General features: G+C 67.2%; 14 protein-coding genes and 1 pseudogene. 14 read left to right on the forward strand and 1 reads right to left on the reverse strand.

Features of this window, described 5'->3' with window-relative positions; all coding sequences use genetic code 11:
* Window positions 1-50: 50 nt before the first annotated feature.
* The 8 genes and pseudogenes from TX88_RS10880 to secA all read left to right on the forward strand — a co-directional run bounded on the left by TX88_RS10880 (window position 51) and on the right by secA (window position 10,478).
* On the forward strand, window positions 51-683 hold the full coding sequence (locus tag TX88_RS10880) for a dTMP kinase (RefSeq protein WP_044516698.1): 633 nt from the start codon (window positions 51-53) through the stop codon (window positions 681-683).
* Between the two features lie 52 nt (window positions 684-735).
* Entirely contained in the window at window positions 736-1,422 is a 687-nt protein-coding gene (gene mtrA, locus TX88_RS10885; protein ID WP_019343547.1) for a two-component system response regulator MtrA, read from the forward strand.
* A complete protein-coding gene (gene mtrB, locus TX88_RS10890) occupies window positions 1,419-3,080 on the forward strand; it encodes an MtrAB system histidine kinase MtrB (protein ID WP_084621864.1) in 1,662 nt (553 codons plus the stop codon). Before mtrA ends, mtrB begins: the two co-directional genes overlap by 4 nt.
* Complete coding sequence (lpqB, locus tag TX88_RS10895; RefSeq protein ID WP_044516702.1) at window positions 3,077-4,837, forward strand: MtrAB system accessory lipoprotein LpqB; 1,761 nt, start codon at window positions 3,077-3,079, stop codon at window positions 4,835-4,837. Before mtrB ends, lpqB begins: the two co-directional genes overlap by 4 nt.
* Before the next feature lie 102 nt (window positions 4,838-4,939).
* The gene (locus TX88_RS10900) at window positions 4,940-5,839 is read left to right on the forward strand and encodes a hypothetical protein (protein ID WP_044516704.1); all 900 of its coding nucleotides are present in this window, start codon (window positions 4,940-4,942) and stop codon (window positions 5,837-5,839) included.
* 10 nt (window positions 5,840-5,849) lie between these two features.
* The gene (locus TX88_RS10905) at window positions 5,850-6,479 is read left to right on the forward strand and encodes a ComF family protein (protein WP_044516705.1); all 630 of its coding nucleotides are present in this window, start codon (window positions 5,850-5,852) and stop codon (window positions 6,477-6,479) included.
* A gap of 297 nt (window positions 6,480-6,776) precedes the next feature.
* Window positions 6,777-7,460 carry a ribosome hibernation-promoting factor, HPF/YfiA family gene (gene hpf / locus TX88_RS10910; RefSeq protein ID WP_044516707.1) on the forward strand — a complete coding sequence of 228 codons (684 nt, stop codon included), beginning with the start codon at window positions 6,777-6,779 and terminating at the stop codon, window positions 7,458-7,460.
* A 172-nt stretch (window positions 7,461-7,632) separates the two neighbouring features.
* Window positions 7,633-10,478 (forward strand): annotated as a pseudogene (gene secA / locus TX88_RS10915) (preprotein translocase subunit SecA).
* Here secA and TX88_RS10920 read toward each other — a convergent pair.
* Entirely contained in the window at window positions 10,475-10,948 is a 474-nt protein-coding gene (locus TX88_RS10920) for an Rv3235 family protein (RefSeq protein WP_244438403.1), read from the reverse strand. The pseudogene secA and the gene TX88_RS10920 sit on opposite strands and share 4 nt — an antisense overlap.
* Before the next feature lie 154 nt (window positions 10,949-11,102).
* Here TX88_RS10920 and TX88_RS10925 point away from each other — a divergent pair, with 154 nt between their 5' ends.
* The 6 genes from TX88_RS10925 to TX88_RS10950 all read left to right on the forward strand — a co-directional run bounded on the left by TX88_RS10925 (window position 11,103) and on the right by TX88_RS10950 (window position 19,499).
* The gene (locus TX88_RS10925; protein ID WP_044516712.1) at window positions 11,103-12,956 is read left to right on the forward strand and encodes an ABC transporter ATP-binding protein/permease; all 1,854 of its coding nucleotides are present in this window, start codon (window positions 11,103-11,105) and stop codon (window positions 12,954-12,956) included.
* A 129-nt stretch (window positions 12,957-13,085) separates the two neighbouring features.
* Window positions 13,086-14,495: a WS/DGAT/MGAT family O-acyltransferase gene (locus TX88_RS10930; protein WP_044516713.1), complete on the forward strand. Its 1,410-nt coding sequence runs from the start codon at window positions 13,086-13,088 to the stop codon at window positions 14,493-14,495.
* Window positions 14,496-14,546: 51 nt separating this feature from the next.
* Window positions 14,547-16,322, forward strand: a complete 1,776-nt coding sequence (locus TX88_RS10935; protein ID WP_044516714.1) for a BCCT family transporter — start codon at window positions 14,547-14,549, stop codon at window positions 16,320-16,322.
* Between the two features lie 9 nt (window positions 16,323-16,331).
* Complete coding sequence (locus TX88_RS10940) at window positions 16,332-16,847, forward strand: DUF6912 family protein (protein WP_044516716.1); 516 nt, start codon at window positions 16,332-16,334, stop codon at window positions 16,845-16,847.
* Window positions 16,848-16,867: 20 nt separating this feature from the next.
* On the forward strand, window positions 16,868-18,292 hold the full coding sequence (locus TX88_RS10945) for a metal-dependent hydrolase family protein (protein WP_084621865.1): 1,425 nt from the start codon (window positions 16,868-16,870) through the stop codon (window positions 18,290-18,292).
* 58 nt (window positions 18,293-18,350) lie between these two features.
* Complete coding sequence (locus tag TX88_RS10950) at window positions 18,351-19,499, forward strand: ferredoxin reductase (protein ID WP_044516717.1); 1,149 nt, start codon at window positions 18,351-18,353, stop codon at window positions 19,497-19,499.
* Window positions 19,500-19,538: the final 39 nt, after the last annotated feature.

Consider the following 19,538-nt stretch of genomic DNA (forward strand, 5'->3'; position numbering starts at 1 on the left):
CTAAGCATGGCTATCTTTGCGGGAACGTACGCCGGCGTTAGGCTGCCCGCGTGCTCATAGCGATCGAGGGTGTCGACGGCGCAGGCAAACGTACGTTGACCAACGGACTGCGGGCGGCGTTCGAGGCCGACCACAAGTCCGTCGGCAGCCTGGCGTTCCCGCGCTATCACCACTCGGTGCCCGCCGATCTGGCCGCCGAGGCGCTGCACGGGGCGCACGGGGACCTGGCCGATTCGATCTACGCGATGGCCACCCTGTTCGCGCTCGACCGGGCCGGTGCGCGGGATGAGATCGAACACCTGCAGGGCGCCTACGACGTGGTCATCCTGGACCGCTACGTCGCCTCGAATGCCGCCTACAGCGCGGCCCGGTCGCACCAGGGGGCGGACGGCGAGGTGGTCGCCTGGGTGCGCGAGCTCGAGTTCGACCGCCTCAAACTCCCCAGGCCGGATTGGCAGGTGCTGCTCGACGTCCCGACCGAGCTGGCCGCACAGCGGGCCGAGCACCGGGCCAACACCGAAGCCGATCGCGCCAGAGACGCGTACGAGCGCGACGGCGGGCTGCAGCAGCGCACCGGTGAGGTCTACGCCGGGCTGGCCGCGGCCGACTGGTGCGGGCGATGGGCCATCGCGGGCCCGGATGTGGACCCGGACGCCCTCGCGGGTCGGCTAAGCCGCAGATAAAGCCGAGAAACCCGCGTGTGGTACCCCGGTTTTATCGCGATCGGGTGACACCATGGACACCATGAGGCAAAGGATCCTTGTCGTCGACGACGACCCATCGCTGGCCGAGATGCTCACCATCGTCTTGCGTGGTGAGGGATTCGACACGGCGGTCATCGGGGATGGCAGCCAGGCGCTCACCGCGGTCCGCGAACTGCGGCCCGATCTGGTCCTGCTGGACCTGATGCTGCCCGGCATGAACGGGATCGACGTGTGCCGGGTGCTCCGTGCCGACTCGGGCGTGCCGATCGTGATGCTGACGGCGAAGACCGACACCGTCGACGTGGTGCTGGGCCTGGAATCCGGCGCCGACGACTACGTGATGAAGCCGTTCAAGCCGAAGGAGCTGGTCGCCCGCGTGCGCGCGCGGCTGCGCCGCAACGAGGACGAGCCTGCCGAGCTGCTGTCGATCAACGATGTCGAGATCGATGTGCCGGCCCACAAGGTGACCCGTCAGGGCGAGCAGATTTCGCTGACACCGCTGGAGTTTGACCTGCTCGTGGCGCTGGCACGCAAACCACGCCAGGTGTTTACTCGTGATGTGCTGCTCGAACAGGTGTGGGGATATCGCCACCCCGCTGACACCCGTTTGGTGAACGTGCATGTCCAGCGGTTGCGGGCCAAGGTTGAGAAAGACCCGGAGAACCCGCAGGTGGTGTTGACCGTTCGAGGAGTGGGATACAAGGCCGGACCCCCGTGATCTTCAGCTCCAGACGGCGCATCCGTGGTCGCTGGGGAGGTTCCGGCCCACTGTTGCGCGGATTGGGGACGCTCGGCAGAGCGCTGAGCATGGTGTGGCGTCGTTCGCTGCAACTGCGCGTGGTCACCCTGACACTGGGGCTGTCGCTCGCCGTCATCCTGGTTCTCGGTTTCGTGCTGACGAGCCAGATCACCGACCGCATTCTCGAGGTCAAGGTCAAGGCTGCCACCGAGGAGGTCGAGCGCGCCCGCATCACCGTCGGCGGCATCGTCGGCGGTGAGGAGAGCCGCTCGCTCGACAGCAGCCTGCAGCTGGCCCGCAACACCCTGATCGATCGCAAGGCCGACGCCCGTGCGGACGTGGCGGGGGCGTTCGACGCGGTGCTCATCGTTCCCGGCGACGGCCCGCGCGAAGCCGCCGCGGCCGGGCCGGTGCAGCAGGTGCCGAAGGCGTTGCGGGACTTCGTCAAAGCCGGGCAGGTCAGTTACCAGTACGCCACGGTGCACACGGATGCGTTCTCCGGACCGGCGTTGATCGTCGGCAGCCCGGCGTCCTCGTCGGTGCCCAATCTTGAGCTCTACCTGATCTTTCCGCTGAACAACGAGGAAAGCACCATCTCGCTGGTGCGCGGCACCATGGCGACCGGCGGCGTGGTGCTGTTGGGTCTGCTGGCCGCCATCGCCCTGGTGGTGGCCCGGCAGATCGTGCAGCCGGTGCGCTCGGCCTCGCGGATCGCCGAGCGGTTCGCCGAAGGCCACCTGACCGAGCGGATGCCGGTGCGCGGTGAGGACGACATGGCCCGGCTGGCGGTGTCGTTCAACGACATGGCCGAGAGCCTGTCACGCCAGATCCAGCAGCTCGAGGAATTCGGTAACCTGCAGCGCCGCTTCACCTCTGACGTCAGCCACGAACTGCGCACCCCGCTGACCACGGTGCGCATGGCGGCCGACCTGATCCACGACCACAGCGAGGATCTGGACCCCGCCTTGCGCCGGTCCACCGAACTGATGGTCAACGAACTGGACCGCTTCGAGACCCTGCTGGCCGATCTGTTGGAGATCTCCCGCCACGATGCCGGTGTTGCCGAGCTGTCGGTGGAGTCGGTCGATCTGCGCTCCACGGTGCAGAGCGCGCTGGACAACGTCGGGCACCTGGCGGCCGACGCCGAGGTCGAGCTCGACGTCAACATGCCCGAGGGCGAGGTGATCGCCGAGGTGGATCCTCGCCGGGTGGAACGGATCCTGCGCAACCTCATCGCCAACGCCATCGACCACGCCGAACGCAAACCGGTGCGAATCCGGATGGCCGCCGACGAGGACACCGTCGCGGTCACCGTCCGCGACTACGGTGTCGGCCTGCGTCCCGGCGAGGAGAAGCTCGTGTTCAGCCGCTTCTGGCGGTCGGACCCGTCGCGGGTCCGGCGTTCCGGTGGTACCGGGCTGGGCCTGGCCATCAGCATCGAGGACGCGCGCCTGCACCAGGGCCGGTTGGAGGCCTGGGGGGAGCCGGGCAAGGGCGCCTGCTTCCGCCTGACGCTTCCGCTGGTGCGTGGCCACAAGGTGACCACCAGCCCGCTGCCACTCAAACCCGTTGCGCCGCAGCAGAAGCAGCGGCAGCGTCCCAACCGTGACCGGGAGCATGCGGAGGAGAACGTGTGAAGCGCCTGCTGACGGTGATGATCGTCGGTCTGGTAGTTCTGGTGTCCGGGTGCGCGGGAATTCCGAATTCGTCTTCCCCGCAGGCGATCGGCACGGTCGACAAACCGGCACCACCGAACCTGCCCAAACCGGCGCCGGGAATGGACCCCGACGTGCTCCTGCGTGAATTCCTCAAGGCCACTGCCGATCCCGCGAATCGTCATCTGGCGGCCCGGCAGTTCCTCACCGAGTCGGCGTCCAGCTCATGGGACGACGCCGGTAGCGCGCTGCTGCTCGACCGGGTGGTGTTCGTCGAAACCCGTGGCTCGGATCGGGTTTCGGTGAACATGCGGGCAGACATCCTCGGGTCGCTGTCCGATATGGGAGTGTTCGAGACAGGGGAGGGGGCACTGCCCGACCCCGGTCCCATCGAGCTCGTCCAGACCCCGGGCGGCTGGCGAATCGACAAGCTGCCCAACGGAGTTTTCCTCGACTGGCAGCAGTTTCAGTCGACCTACAAGCGCAACACGCTCTACTTCGTCGACCCGACCGGAACCACCGTCGTGCCCGACCCGCGCTACGTCGCGGTCTCCGATCCCGACCAGTTGGCCACCGAGCTGATCTCCAAACTGGTGGCCGGACCACGTCCGGAGATGTCCAGGGCGGTGCGCAACCTGCTCGAAGCGCCGCTGCAGCTGCGTGGCCCGGTAACCCGGGCCGACGGTGGCAAGACCGGGGTGGGCCGTGGTTACGGCGGTGCCCGGATCGACCTGCAGAACCTCTCGACCACCGATCCGCACAGTCGTCAACTGCTTGCCGCGCAGGTCATCTGGACCTTGTCGCGGGCCGGGATCAGCGGGCCCTACGTGATCAACGCCGACGGCGCACCGCTGGACGACCGGTTCGCCGACGGATGGGAAACCTCCGATGTCGCGGCCACGGATCCGGGTGCGGTGCCCGGTGCCGCCGCAGGCCTGCATGCGTTGGTGGGCGGCTCACTGGTGGCGCTGGACGGGCAGAGCACCAGCCGGGTGCCCGGGGCCTTCGGTTCGGCACCCAATCAGAAGTCGGCCGCGGTGTCGCGCAATGGTCAGAACGCGGCGTCGGTGGTCGTGCTGCCCGATGCCCCGGAGGCGACCGCCGCCTCCTTGTGGATGGGGCCGCTGGGCGGGCCCACCGCCATGGCCATCGAGGGCCGAACCCTGACGCGGCCCAGCTGGTCGCTCGACGAGGCGGTATGGGTGGTGGTCGACGATGCCAACGTGGTGCGTGCCATTCGTGACGCATCCGGTGTGCCGGCCCGTATTCCGGTCGATGTGGCCGCGGTGGCCACCCGCTTTCCGGGCCCGATCACCGAACTGCAGCTCTCCCGCGACGGCACCCGCGCGGCGATGGTGATCGGCGGACAGGTGATCCTGGCCGGGGTCGAGCGGACCCCCGAGGGACAGTTCCTGCTGACCTACCCGCGGCGCCTCGGCTTCGGCCTGGGCAACACCGTGGTGTCGCTGTCCTGGCGCACCGGCGATGACATCGTGGTCAGCCGCACCGATCCGGCGCACCCGGTGTCGTACGTCAATCTCGACGGGGTGAATTCGGACGGGCCCAGCCGCAATCTGGTGGCCCCGGTGGGCACGGTGGCCGCCAATCCGTCGACGGTGTACGTCGCCGACCAACGCGGTGTGATGCAGCTTTCCGCGTCGGTCAGTGAGGACAACCCCGGGTGGGTCGAGGTGCGCCCGCTGATGGTTGCCGGCTCGCTGCCCGTGCTGCCCGGCTGAGGCGCTGGGCCAAATCGGCTGAGGCCCTGAGGCTCTGCACAAAAGAGGTGTCGCTACCCGCTCACGGTCGGACATAGGCTGGGGGCCGACCGAGGGGGCGGCATGGCAGAAGATCGTGACGACGCGTATCCGGCGATGACGGCCGACGAGATGGCGCATATTCGGCGCCTCACGCTGGAGGTGCTGGCGGCGCGCCGGGTCGAGGCGGTGTTCGACGCGGACGGTGCCACGGTGAAGGTTTCCGACGGGTCGAGTTACGGTCTCGACAACCTGGTCCGCTCGTGTCGCAATGCCGGGCAACAGGATTGGCCCGCGCTGGTGGACAAGCACTTCGCGGACATGCTCGCCGCGCGGGACCGTCCCCGGGTCGAGGACATGGACTTCTCCGAACTGCTCGAACGGGTGCGGGCCAGGGTGCTGTCGGCCGAACAGGTCGAGTCCTCACCAGGGGACATGCTGTCGTACGGATGGCCTGTCGCCGACGGCCTGACCGAGGTGCTGTGCATCGACTACCCGGACGTCGTCGCCTACCTCAACACCGACCAGGTCTCGGCCCGCGACGCAGGCAGGTTGCGTGAGGCGGGTCGGTGCAACACCGTCGCCGAGCCGATCGACGAGGTCATCCGCCGCAGTGACGATGATGCGGAATTCTCGATCCTGGCCGGCGAATCGGTGTTCGTCGGCTCGAAGATTCTCGACATCGGGGCCTTGGTGCCCGATTACCTACCGGTGACACCGCACGGGGTGATCGTCGGTGCGCCGTCGCGAAACCTGCTCATGGTCCATCCGATACACGCCGCGGGTCCGGTGCTCGCGGCGGTGAACGCCATGGCGCACCTGTGCCAGACGCTCAGTGCCGGCAACCCGGGCCCGATCAGCGGCGACCTCTATCACTGGAACGGTGACCTGCAGCGGATCACCTCGCTGGACCCGCAGACCCGGACCATCTCGGTACTGGCCCAGGGGGCGTTCGGCGATGTGCTCACCGCGCTGACGCGCTGAGCGCCGCGGCATGTTCGACCTCGTCCTGCCGCGGGAATGCGGCGGCTGCGGCGCGCCGTCGACCAGATGGTGCGCGTCGTGCGCCGGACAATTCCGGGTCGGTGACGACGAGCCGCACCTGTTCACCCCGCGAGCTGATCCGGGAGTCCCGGTGTTCGCGCTGGGGCGCCACGCCGGTGCCCGCAGGCGCGCCATCGTGGCCGTCAAGGAGCACGGTCGGACCGACCTCATCGCCCCGCTGGCCGGCGCGCTGAATACGGGCCTGCGGCACCTGCTGACCTGGGGCATCATCGGCACTCCGGTGACCGTCGTACCGGCTCCCACCCGGCGCGCCGCAGCACGTCGGCGCGGTGGTGATCCGGTGGGCCGGATCGCGACCTCGGCGGCCGCGGGGCTGCCGGGCGTTCACGTCGTGGCGGCCCTGCGCCTGCGGCCATGGGTGCGTGATTCGGTGGGCCTGTCGGGCGCCGCACGCCAACGCAACATCGCCGGCCGGGTCCGCCTGATCAGACCGATCGCGGGCGAGGTGGTGTTGGTCGACGACATCGTCACCACCGGGGCGACGGCGGCCGAATCGGTCCGGATGCTCATCCGCGCCGGGGCGCAGGTGTCTGCTGTGCTGGCGATTTCGCACGCCTGACGCGTCTGTCATTTCGGTGGGATCAAACCCACATGAAGAACTGAAAACACGTATTTGAAATTGGTGGCACGAGTGGGTGAACACGGACTACCGTCGGCAGCAACCACCCGTGAATGACTCACGGCGGCGCTCCCGCAACGCAGCGCCACTTCACCGCCAAACGGTAGGAGGTGAGTACCCGACACCTTTCGCCGATGGGTGGAGCAAACTATTCGGCCCATCGGCACCAATCACGATTCGTTGAGAAGTAGGGCACGCGCAACGCGTGTGACAACTGAGAGAAACGAGTTGCCGAGTATGTCAACCCATTCCCCGGAAACAAGCGCCACCATGGTGGTCGACCCCGACGAGCAGGTCGGCGACGCCACCCCGGAGCCGAACGCAGAGGTTGTGGTCAAGGGTCGAAACGTCGAAGTCCCGGACCACTTCCGTATCTACGTCTCGGAGAAGTTGTCGCGCCTCGAGCGGTTCGACCGCACCATCTACCTGTTCGACGTCGAGCTCGACCACGAACGCAACCGCCGTCAGCGCAAAAACTGCCAGCACGTCGAGATCACGGCCCGCGGCCGCGGACCGGTGGTGCGCGGCGAAGCCTGCGCCGACAGCTTCTACGCCGCTTTGGAGTCAGCGGCCGGCAAACTCGAGAGCAGGCTGCGCAAGAGCAAGGACCGCCGCAAGATCCACTACGGGGACAAAACCCCGGTCTCGCTGGCCGAAGCGACGGCACACGAGACTCTTTTCGAGAACCAGCCGACGGCGACCGCCGACGCCGGACTGGCCGACGGCCTGGACGACCATGAGCCGGGCCGGATCGTACGGACCAAGGAACACACGGCGAAGCCGATGACCGTCGACGACGCCCTCTACGAGATGGAGCTGGTGGGGCACGATTTCTTCCTGTTCCACGACAAGGAGAGTGACCGGCCGACGGTGGTGTATCGCCGCCACGCCTACGACTACGGGCTGATCCGCCTGGCTTAGCGCGTCTCGGCCAGAGACCAAGAAACAAAACCGCACCTCGGAGCATTCCGGGGTGCGTTTTTGTTTCTTCGCGCCAGCAGAACCAGCGACTTCGACCGGTCACCTACGATGGAGGCCAACAAGCCCGACCGATCCCACCCACGGGATCCATCGAACCCACAGGGGAAATAGCGTGCTGTCGAAGTTGCTCCGTCTCGGTGAAGGCCGCATGGTCAAGCGCCTCAAGAAGGTGGCCGACTATGTCGACACCTTGTCCGACGACGTGGAGAAGCTCTCGGACGCCGAGCTGCGAGCCAAGACCGACGAGTTCAAGAAGCGGATCGCCGACGGTGAAGACCTCGATGACCTGCTGCCCGAGGCGTTCGCCGTCGCCCGTGAGGCCGCCTGGCGCGTGCTGAGCCAGAAGCACTTCGAGGTCCAGGTCATGGGCGGCGCGGCCCTGCACTTCGGCAACGTCGCCGAGATGAAGACCGGTGAGGGCAAGACCCTGACCGCGGTGCTGCCCGCCTACCTCAACGCGCTGAGCGGCGAGGGCGTGCACGTCGTCACGGTCAACGACTACCTGGCCAAACGCGACAGCGAGTGGATGGGCCGCGTACACCGGTTCCTGGGCTTGGACGTGGGCGTCATCCTGTCCGGGCTCACCCCCGAAGAGCGCCGCGCGGCGTACGCCGCCGACATCACCTACGGCACCAACAACGAGTTCGGCTTCGACTATCTGCGTGACAACATGGCGCACTCGGTCGAGGAAATGGTTCAGCGCGGCCACAACTTCGCGATCGTGGACGAGGTCGACTCGATCCTCATCGACGAGGCCCGTACCCCGCTGATCATCTCGGGCCCCGCCGACGGAGCGTCCAACTGGTACAGCGAGTTCGCCCGGCTGGCCCCGCTGATGGAGAAGGACACCCACTACGAGGTCGACATCCGCAAGCGCACCATCGGTGTGCACGAGCTGGGTGTGGAGTTCGTCGAAGACCAGCTGGGTATCGAGAACCTCTACGAGGCCGCCAACTCGCCGCTGGTCAGCTACCTCAACAACGCCATCAAGGCCAAGGAGCTGTTCCAGCGCGACAAGGACTACATCGTCCGCGACGGCGAGGTGCTCATCGTCGACGAGTTCACCGGCCGTGTGCTGCTGGGCCGGCGCTACAACGAGGGCATGCACCAGGCCATCGAGGCCAAGGAGCACGTCGAGATCAAGGCCGAGAACCAGACTCTGGCCACCATCACGCTGCAGAACTACTTCCGCCTCTACAACAAGCTCTCGGGCATGACCGGTACGGCCGAGACCGAGGCCGCCGAGCTGCACGAGATCTACAAGCTGGGCGTGGTGCCGATCCCGACCAACCGGCCGATGGTCCGCCAGGATCAGTCCGACCTGATCTACAAGACCGAGGAAGCCAAGTACATCGCGGTCGTCGACGACGTGTCCGAGCGCTATGAGAAGGGTCAGCCGGTGCTGATCGGTACCACCAGCGTCGAGCGCTCGGAGTACCTGTCGCGCCAGTTCACCAAGCGCAAGATTCCGCACAACGTGCTCAACGCGAAGTACCACGAGCAAGAGGCGAACATCATCGCCGAGGCCGGCCGGCTCGGCGCCATCACCGTCGCCACCAACATGGCCGGCCGCGGTACGGACATCGTGCTCGGCGGCAACGCCGACTTCCTGGCCGACAAGCGGCTGCGCGAAAAGGGCCTGGACCCGGTGGAGACCCCCGAGGAGTACGAGGCCGCCTGGGACGACACCCTCACGACCATCAAGGATGAGGCCGGCAAGGAGGCCGAGAAGGTCGTCGACGCCGGTGGGCTGTACGTGCTGGGCACCGAGCGCCACGAGTCCCGGCGTATCGACAACCAGCTGCGCGGCCGCTCGGGCCGCCAGGGCGACCCGGGCGAGTCCCGGTTCTACCTGTCGCTGGGTGACGAATTGATGCGACGGTTCAACGGCGCGACGCTTGAGTCGCTGCTGACCAGGCTCAACCTGCCCGACGATGTGCCGATCGAGGCCAAGATGGTCACCCGCGCCATCAAGAGCGCCCAGACGCAGGTCGAGCAGCAGAACTTCGAGGTCCGTAAGAACGTCCTCAAGTACGACGAGGTGATGAACCAGCAGCGCAAGGTCATCTACAAGGAACGCCGGATGCTGCTGGAGGGGGAGAACCTCCAGGAGCAGGCCCACGACATGCTGGTCGACGTGATCACCGCGTACGTCGACGGTGCCACCGCCGAGGGTTACGCCGAGGACTGGGACCTGGCCAAGCTGTGGGAGGCGCTCAAGACGCTGTACCCGGTCGGCATCGATCACCACGACCTGGTCGACACCGATGCGGTGGGCGAGCCCGGCGAGCTGACGCGTGAGGAACTGCTCGACGCGTTGATCAAGGACGCCGACCGCGCCTACGCCGAGCGTGAGAAGCAGCTCGAAGAACTGGCAGGCGAGGGCGCCATGCGTCAGTTGGAGCGCAACGTCCTGCTCAACGTGATCGACCGCAAGTGGCGCGAGCACCTCTACGAGATGGACTACCTCAAGGAGGGCATCGGCCTGCGGGCGATGGCGCAGCGCGATCCACTGGTCGAGTACCAGCGCGAGGGCTACGACATGTTCGTCGGCATGCTCGATGCGCTGAAGGAGGAGTCGGTCGGATTCCTGTTCAACGTTCAGGTCGAGGCCGCGCCGGCACCTGCCGTCGCACCGGTGGCCGCGCCCAGTGGTCTGGCCGAGTTCGCCGCGGCCGCCGCGGCGAAGGCCGGTGAGGCCACGGCAGCTGACGCGGATTCGGGTGCGGTGGCCACCAAGGAGCGGCCGGCGCCTGCGTTGCGTGCCAAGGGCATCGAGAACGACGCGCCCCCGCTGACCTACACCGGACCGTCCGAGGACGGCACCGCCGAGGTGCAGCGCTCGGGCGGAAGTGGACGGCATTCCGCCTCCTCCGGTGGCACCCGGCGTGAGCGTCGCGAAGCGGCCGCAAGCAGGCCAAGACCGGCCGGCCGGCGAAATCGCACCGTAAGAGCTAGCCCAGCTGTAGCGCAGTGAGTTGCCAACGGCCACTGCGCAATTCGATACGCCCGGCGATGGCGCGCACCCGCGCCCCGCGGGTGTAGGTGGCGAACAGCTCGGCAGCCTCGGCCGAGGCTGCCGGGCGTAGCCCCACCCGGCGCAGGCTCGCCGTGGTCCGGTGGCGTGCCCCGGCAGCGGCGACGACCGCATCGACCAGCAGTTGGCTCATCAACGACCTCAGCTGGGCCGGCGGCCTGCGCCGGTCGACGACTTCGAGGACCCGGCGCAGTGCCATGTCGGCGAACTGCGCGGCACTGGGCTGCAGTTGCCGTTCCGGTTCGGGGCCGACCAGACGCAACCGGCGCGGGGCATGCCCGCGCAGCACGGTCGGTGCCGGACAGGCGGCCGGCGGTGCTCCCAGTGGCAGCGCGGGTGGCTCGCAGTCGATGACCGGCGAGGTCAGCGCGACGGGTTTCGGGATGGGCACAGGCAACCTCCAGCGGTCGGCATTGCGGACGACATCTGCTGGAGAGGTGCAGACCTCCTCATGATCGCATGGGTTCGGCGTGCTGGAAGCACGGATCATCGGGCACCCAGTTTCGCCGGTTAGCGTGGCGAGAGTCGTCGAACCAGGGGGACACATGGTTCAGCCCAGCATCGATTGGCCGGCCGAGCCGCTGCGCTCGCTGATGTGGACGTTGCAGGCGTGGGTGATCACGCTCGTGGTGTTCCTCGCCGTGGCGGTGCTCGTCGCGAGGTTCACCCGGTGGGGACGGCAGTTCTGGCGGGTCAACGCACCGTTCTTCAGCGGGCGGGCCAGCTGGCGCACCTGGGCGCTGCTGGCGTTCATGCTGTGGCACACCGTGTATGCGGCGCGGGTGGTGGTGATCTTCACCTACCAGTACGCGGATCTGATGAATGCGGTGCAGGCCGGTTCGGAGGCGCTGGCCACCCACGACCCGGCCAAACTGGATGCCGCGCGCAGCGCGTTCATGACGTCGTTCGCGATCAGCGGGATCCTGGTGGCGCTCACGGTGATCTATACGGTGGTCGACCTGTTCCTGCGCCGGGTCTTCTCGATCCGTTGGCGGGTCTGGCTCAACGCCCGACTCGTCGACGACTGGATGGCCGGCGACGCGTTCTACCGCAACCGCTTTCTGGACCCGCCGGTGGAGAACCCCGATCAGCGCATCCAGACCGATGTCGAGACTTTCACCACCAAGTCGGTCGACCTGAGCATCGGGGCGGTGAGCAAGTCACTGCTGATCGTGATGTTCACCGGTGTGCTGTGGCAACTATCCGGCCCATTGCAGTTGGGCGGCTGGGTGATTCCACGGGCCATGGTGTTCGTGGCGTTCATCTTCTCGATCACGGTGACCGTCATCGCCTTCTGGATCGGCCGCCCGCTGGTGCGGCTGAACTTCCTCAACGAACGGTTCAGCGCCAGTTTCCGGTATGCGCTGGTGCGGCTGCGGGACAGCGCCGAGCGGGTGGCCTTCTACCGGGGCTCCGAGCGGGAGCGCCAACTGCTGCACTCCCGGTTCGCCGAGGTGATCGCCAACATGTGGCGCATCGTGTTCGCCCAGCTCCGGCTCAACGGCTGGAACCGCGGCGTCGGCGACGTGACGACCGGCATGATCCCCTACATCGTGCAGGCCCCCAGGTTCTTCACCGGCCAGATCACTCTCGGCGGTCTGCTGCAGACCGTCGCGGCGTTCGGAAATGTCTGTGCCGCAATGGCGTTCTTCCGTGACAGCTATGACGAGTTCACGGTGTACCGGGCCGCCCTGATGCGCATCGATCAGATGCTCGACAGCGATCACCGGGCCAGGGAGCTGCCCCGCATCTCGGTGGGCGCCACGCGAGATGCGCTCGGGCTGACCGATGTGCAGGTCGGTGACCTGCAGGGGCGCCCGCTGATCACCGACCTCACGATGATGCTGAACCCGGGGGACAGCGTGGTGGTGAAGGGTCCGTCGGGGTGCGGCAAGACCACCCTGTTGCGGAGCCTTGCCGAGTTGTGGCCGCGAACATCGGGTCTCGTGGAGTATCCGCCCGGATGGGCGACGCTGTTCCTGCCCCAGCTGCCGTACCTGCCGCTCGGCGACCTGCGCGCTGCGGTGGTGTACCCGCTTCCGATAGCCGACGTGAGCGACAGCGAACTCCGGGACACGTTGCGCGCGGTGGCCCTCGGACATCTGACGCAACGGCTGGAGGAGGAGGCCGACTGGGCATCGGTGCTGTCGCTGGGCGAACAACAGCGCGTCTCGATCGCGCGGGTGCTGCTGGTGTGCCCGCGGGTGGTGTTCCTCGACGAGTCCACGTCGGCGTTGGACGAGGGACTTGAGGACGCCATGTATGAGTTGATGCGTGAGCGGTTACCCGGGTGTGTGGTGGTCAGTGTGGGGCACAGGTCCACGATCGATCGTCATCACCGGTCCCGGCTGAGCCTGGAGGGCGATGGGCGATGGGAGCTCTCGGCGATTTCGGCATGAACGATCGGGACCTCCGGCATGAGCGCCGGCACGAAATTGACGCGCGGCAGCACCCGTGATGCGCGGTGGCCGAATCGCCGGTTAACGTGACGGGGTTCAGGGGGAGTGAGAAGGGGAGGTTGGCGCCGCATGGTGAACAGACTGTCGGCGTCTGACGCAGCGTTCTACCACTTGGAGAACACCGCGACGCCGATGTACGTCGGGTCTTTGTCGATCCTGCGCAAGCCGCGTGCCGGGTTGAGTTACGAGAGCCTGCTGGAGACCGTCGAGCGCCGTCTGCCGCAGATTCCGCGTTACCGGCAGAAGGTGCGTGAGGTGACGCTGGGCCTGGCCCGGCCGGTGTGGGTGGACGACCGGGATTTCGACATCACGTACCACATCCGGCGCTCGGCGCTGCCGTCTCCGGGCAACGATGCCCAGCTGCACGACCTGATCGCCCGGCTCGGATCGCGGCCGTTGGACCGGACCCGGCCGCTGTGGGAGATGTACCTGGTCGAAGGGCTGACGAAGAACCGCCTCGCGATCTACACCAAGACGCACCAGGCCCTGGTCAACGGCATGACCGCACTCGAGATCGGGCATGTGATCGCCGACCGCGCGCAGAAGCCGCCGGAGTTCGGCGAGGACATCTGGATTCCGGCGCGCGAACCCAGCGACCGCCAGTTGGTGCTCGGCGCGATCGGCGAGTGGATCGCCCGGCCGACCAGCCAACTGGCCGCGCTGCGGGACACGGTGACCGAGGTGGCCACCAGTGCCAGCGAACTGGCCGCGGTGGGCCGCCGGGTCGCCGATGTGGCCCGCACGGTGGCGCGCGGCACCGCGCCGAGCAGCCCGCTGAACACCACCGTCTCGCGCAACCGCAGGTTCTCGGTGGACCAGCATCGGTTGGAGGACTACCGGCTGGTGCGGGCCCGCTACAACTGCGACATCAACGACGTCGTGCTGGCCGTGGTGGCCGGCGCGCTCCGCAACTGGCTGCTGTCACGTGGCGAGCCGGTGACCCCGACCACCACGGTGCGGGCCATGGCGCCGATGTCGGTGTATCCGGACGCCGAACTGGACTCCTCGGGTCCGGGGCAGGCCATCAGCGAGGTCTCGCCGTTCCTGGTCGATCTCCCTGTCGGTGAGGGCAACCCGGTGGTGCGGTTGTCGCAGATCGCCCATGCCACCGAATCGCATTCCACCGCGGCCAGCCTGGTCGACGCGCGCACCATCGTGACGCTGTCCGGGTTCGCGCCGCCGACGTTGCACGCCATGGGTATTCGCGTCGCGACAGGTTTCTCGGCGCGGCTGTTCAACCTGTTGATCACCAACGTGCCCGGCGCCCAGAAGCAGATGTACATCGCGGGCACCAAGTTGCTGGAAACCTACGCGGTGCCGCCGCTGCTGCAGAACCAGGTTCTGGCCATCGGGGTCACGTCGTACGACGGCATGTTGTATTTCGGGATCAACGCCGACCGGGACGCGATGAGCGACGTCGACGTCCTGCCGAGCCTGCTCCGCGAATCGCTCGATGAACTCCTGGAGGCGGCCAAATAAGGCCCGGGGGTATTTGACCTCAGCACCCATTCACGGTCTGATGAATTCACCATGACTTCTGAGATACGAAAAAATGGGTCCGACGAGCAAACGGATACGGGGTCGAAAACGCAGCGGGTCATCGCCTCGCCGACCGGCGAAGTGGTGCCGCACCATCCCATCCTCGATGTGCCGGTGGAGCAGAAGGCCTACACCCGCCGGGCGGGTGTGGACTGGGTGGTCTTCGGTGTCACCGCCGCGATCGCCGTCGCATTTCTGATCTGGGGTTTCGTCAGCACAGATTCGCTCGCCGCAGCCTCGGCCGGAGCCCTCGACTGGGTGATGGCCGACGTCGGCTGGCTGTTCGTGTTGACCGCGTCTGGATTCGTGGTGTTCGTGATCTGGCTGGCGATGAGCCGGTACGGCAACATCCCGCTGGGCCGCGATGACGATGAGCCCGAGTTCCGGACCGTGTCCTGGGTGGCGATGATGTTCAGCGCAGGCATGGGCATCGGGCTGATGTTCTTCGGCGTGTCAGAGCCGCTGTCGCATTTCGCCTCGCCGCCGCCGGGAACCGGGGGACCGGGCAATCCCCGGGCCGCCGAGACCGCGATGGCGACCACGATGTTCCACTGGACCCTGCATCCGTGGGCGATCTACGCGGTCGTCGGCCTGACCATCGCCTACGGCGTCTACCGCAAGGGCCGGCTGCAACTCGTGAGCGCGGCATTCGAGCCCCTGCTGGGCAAACACGCGAACGGCCGGTGGGGCAAAGTGATCGACATGCTGGCGATCTTCGCCACGCTGTTCGGCTCGGCCGCATCGCTGGGGCTCGGTGCCTTGCAGATCCGAAGTGGTCTGCACATCGTGGCCGGGATCGGCGAGGTCGGAAACACCGTTCTGATCCTCATCATCACGGTCCTCACCGTGGCGTTCGTGCTGTCGGCGGTCTCGGGCGTGGCGCGCGGGATTCAGTGGCTGTCCAACATCAACATGGTGCTGGCGCTGGCGATGGCGCTGTTCATCTTCCTGGTCGGCCCGACGATGTTCATGCTGAACATGATCCCGACCTCGATCGGCAGCTATGTGGATCAGCTGGCGCAGATGGCAGCCCGGACGGGCGCCGAAGGCCCCGACGTGAGTGCCTGGCTGAAGGACTGGACCATCTTCTACTGGGCGTGGTGGATCTCCTGGACCCCGTTCGTCGGGATGTTCATCGCCCGTATCTCCCGCGGCCGCACCATCCGGCAATTCGTGACCGGGGTGCTGCTGGTGCCCAGCGTGGTGTCGGTGGTCTGGTTCTGCGTGTTCGGTGGTGCGGCGATCTTCGAGCAACAGAACGGTGTGGATCTGGCCGGTATGGGCAGCCAGGAGCGGCAGTTGTTCAGCCTGCTCGGCGAGTATCCGATCGCGACCGTCACCAGTGTGGTGGTGATGGTGCTGGTCGCGATCTTCTTCGTGTCGGGCGCCGACGCCGCGTCGATCGTGATGGGTTCGCTGTCCGAGCGCGGCACCATCAAACCGACCCGCCCGACGGTGATCTTCTGGGGTGTCGCCACCGGTGCGGTCGCGGCGGTGATGCTGCTGGTCGGCGGCGCCGACGCGCTCAACGGTCTGCAGTCGATCACCATCATCGTCGCGGTGCCGTTCGTGCTGGTGATGATCGGGTTGGCGGTGGCGCTGGTCCGGGACCTGCGAAACGACCCGTTGGTGGTCCGCCGCCAGTACGCGGTGGAGGCGGTCAACGATGCCGTGGTCGCCGGTGTCACCCAGCACGGCGACGACTTCGTCATTTCGGTGGAGAAGGATCCGCAAGCCGACGACCGAAAGGACGCCGAAGCCGATTAGTGTCGCGGTGTGCGCGTCTACATCCCGACGACCCTGGTCGCCCTGCAGCAGCTTGTCGCCGACCGCCACCTGCTCGTCGTGAACGGGACCGCTTTCGCGGTCACCCCGACGCTGCGGGAGGCCTACGCCGAGGGCGACGACGACGAACTCGCCGAGGTGGCGTTGCGGGAGGCCGCGCTGGCCTCGCTGCGCTTGCTCGGGGGTACGGATTTGCAGCCGGGCTCCGGCCTGCCGCCGCGCCGTGCCGTGGTGGTGGCCGATACCGGGGCCGACGTGGAGGTGACGATCCGGCCCGACCTCGACGACGCCGTCGTGCGGTTGTCGGGGCCGTTGCCGCTCGACACGGTCGTCGCGGTGTACGTCGACAACGCCGACGCGGAGCCGGCGGTGCTGGCCGCTGTCGACGCCATCGACGACGCGGATCTGGGGGACGAGGACGCCGAACTCACGGTGGGCGACGCCCAGGATCACGACCTCGCGTGGTACGCCCCGCAAGAATTGCCGTTCCTGCTCGAACTGCTCTGACCGACCAGACAAGGATCTTGATGCGCGCATTCGGGCTGTTGGCGTCGTTGGCTGTGATCCTGGCCAGTGTGTCGTGTTCGGCCGGCGACGGAGACACCTCATCGGCCGGCTCGTCAGAGCCCGGCCGCCCCGCGGACTCCGCGCAGGCTCCGCCGCCTCCGGTACCTCCCGCCGGCGGGGTGGCCACCACGGACTTCCGCAACGTCAAAATCTTTGACGGGCACAGTGATCGGCTGTCGGCGCCGTCGAACGTGCGGGTCAAGGGCAACCGGATCGAGCGGATCTCCACCGAGGCCTTGCCGGACGAGCCGGGGGCCACGGTGATCGACGGCGGCGGCCGGACGTTGATGCCGGGGCTGATCGACAACCACTGGCACACAATGCTGGTGAGGCCGCCGGTGACACAGTTGACGACGTTGGACCCGGGGTACCTCAACCTGTTGGCCGGCGCCGAGGCCGGCGACACCCTGATGCGCGGGTTCACCACGGTCCGCGATCTCGGCGGCCCGAGCTTCGGTCTCAAGCAGGCCATCGACGAAGGCGTCATCGACGGACCGCGCATCTACCCGTCCGGCGCGATCATCACGGTGACCAGCGGCCACGGTGACTTCCGCACGCCCGCGGACCTTCCGCGCAATCCGGGTGGCCCGCAGTCGCGCCAGGAGGAGCTCGGCGCCGCCATGGTCGCCGACAGCCCCGACGAGGTGCGGATGCGCGCCCGCGAGCAGTTGTTCCAGGGCGCGTCGCAGATCAAGCTGACCGCCGGGGGCGGGGTGTCCTCCCCGCACAGCCCGCTCGACGTCACCACCTTCACCGAACCCGAATTGCGGGCGGCCACCGAAGCCGCGGGCAACTGGGGCACGTACGTGGCGGTGCATGCCTACACCCCGCAGACCATCCAGCAGGCGATCCGCGCCGGCGTCACGTGCATCGAGCACGCTCATCTGATGGACGAGGCGACGGCAAAGGAGATGGCGGACAAGAACATCTGGCTGAGCACGCAGCCCATCCCGGCCGAGATGATCGGTGCGTTCCCGCCGGGCTCCGACGAGGCCGCCAAGGCCAAGGAGATCGTCGACGGCGTCAACAACGTCTACCAGTTGGCCCGCAAGTACAAGCTCAAGACGGCCTTCGGCACGGACATCCTGTTCTCGCCGCAACTGGCGCCGAAACAGGGGGCGTTGCTGGCGGGGCTCGGCAAGTGGTTCTCGCCCGCCGAGACGTTGACGATGGCCACCGGAACCAATGCCGAACTGCTGGCGATGTCGGGCAAGCGCAACCCGTACGCCGGAAAGCTGGGTGTGGTTCAGGAGGGTGCTCTGGCGGATCTGCTGCTGGTCGACGGCGACCCGTTGGCACGGCTGGACCTGGTCGCCGATCCGGAACGAAACTTCAAAGTGATCATGAAGGACGGGAAAACTTTCAAGAACACTTTGGCTTCCTGACCTGCTACAGCAGACGTGCGACTAGCTACGTGGCAGTAACCTACGGTACCGTAGGTTTATGGCCAAGAACGATATCAAGGTCTCGGCCAATGTGGCCGACACGCTCCGTCCCGCCGTTGCCGGCGCCGAGCGGCGTCCCGCGTGGAATGTTGTCCGACGGATCGTCGGCCAGGTGACCACACCGCTGCTGCCCGACGACTATCTCAAACTCGCCAACCCGTTGTGGTCGGCGCGAGAGTTGCGCGGCCGGGTGGTGGAGGTGCGGCGGGAGACGGCGGACTCGGCGACGCTGGTGATCAAACCGGGCTGGGGATTCTCGTTCGACTACGAGCCCGGCCAGTACGTCGGCATCGGGGTGCTGATCGACGGGCGCTGGCGCTGGCGGTCGTATTCGCTCACCTCGACTCCGGAGAAGACCTCCGCCGATGGTGCGCGCACCATCGCGATCACGGTCAAGGCGATGCCCGAGGGGTTCTTGTCGACGCACCTGGTCGATGGTCTGCGGCCCGGCACCGTGGTGCGGTTGGCGGCCCCGCAGGGCAACTTCGTCATGCCCGATCCGGCGCCCGCGACGGTGTTGTTCGTGACGGCCGGCTCGGGGATCACCCCGGTGATGTCGATGCTGCGCACCCTGGTGCGCCGCGACCAGATCACCGACATCGTGCATGTGCATTCCGCGCCAACGGAATCCGATGTGATGTTCGGCCAGGAGCTGGCCACGCTGCACGACGAGCACCCCGGCTACCGGCTGCTGTTGCGCAGCACCCGGACCGAAGGCAGGCTGGATCTGGCGCACATCGGCGACGTCGTCCCGGATTGGCGTGAGCGTCAAACCTGGGCGTGCGGGCCGGAAGGCATGCTCGATGACGCCGAACGGGTATGGGCGGGCGCGGGTGTCGCCGACAGTCTGCACCTGGAACGGTTCGCGGTGTCGCGGGCTGCCCCGCACGGCGCCGGGGGCACGGTGACATTCGAGCGCAGCGGCAAGGAGGTCACCGTCGACGGCGCGACGCCGTTGATGGACGCGGGGGAGCAGGTCGGGATCCGGATGCCGTTCGGCTGCCGGATGGGGATCTGCCAGTCGTGTGTGGTGGGCTTGGTCGACGGCCATGTGCGCGACCTGCGCACCGGTGTCGAGCACGACCCGGGCACCCGGATCCAGACATGTGTTTCCGCCGCTTCCGGCGACTGTGTTCTGGACGTATAGACTTTACTGGCTAGTAACCTACGGTATCGTAGGTTACGC

It is taken from the genome of Mycolicibacterium septicum DSM 44393, from assembly GCF_000455325.1.
Classification (GTDB): domain Bacteria; phylum Actinomycetota; class Actinomycetes; order Mycobacteriales; family Mycobacteriaceae; genus Mycobacterium; species Mycobacterium septicum.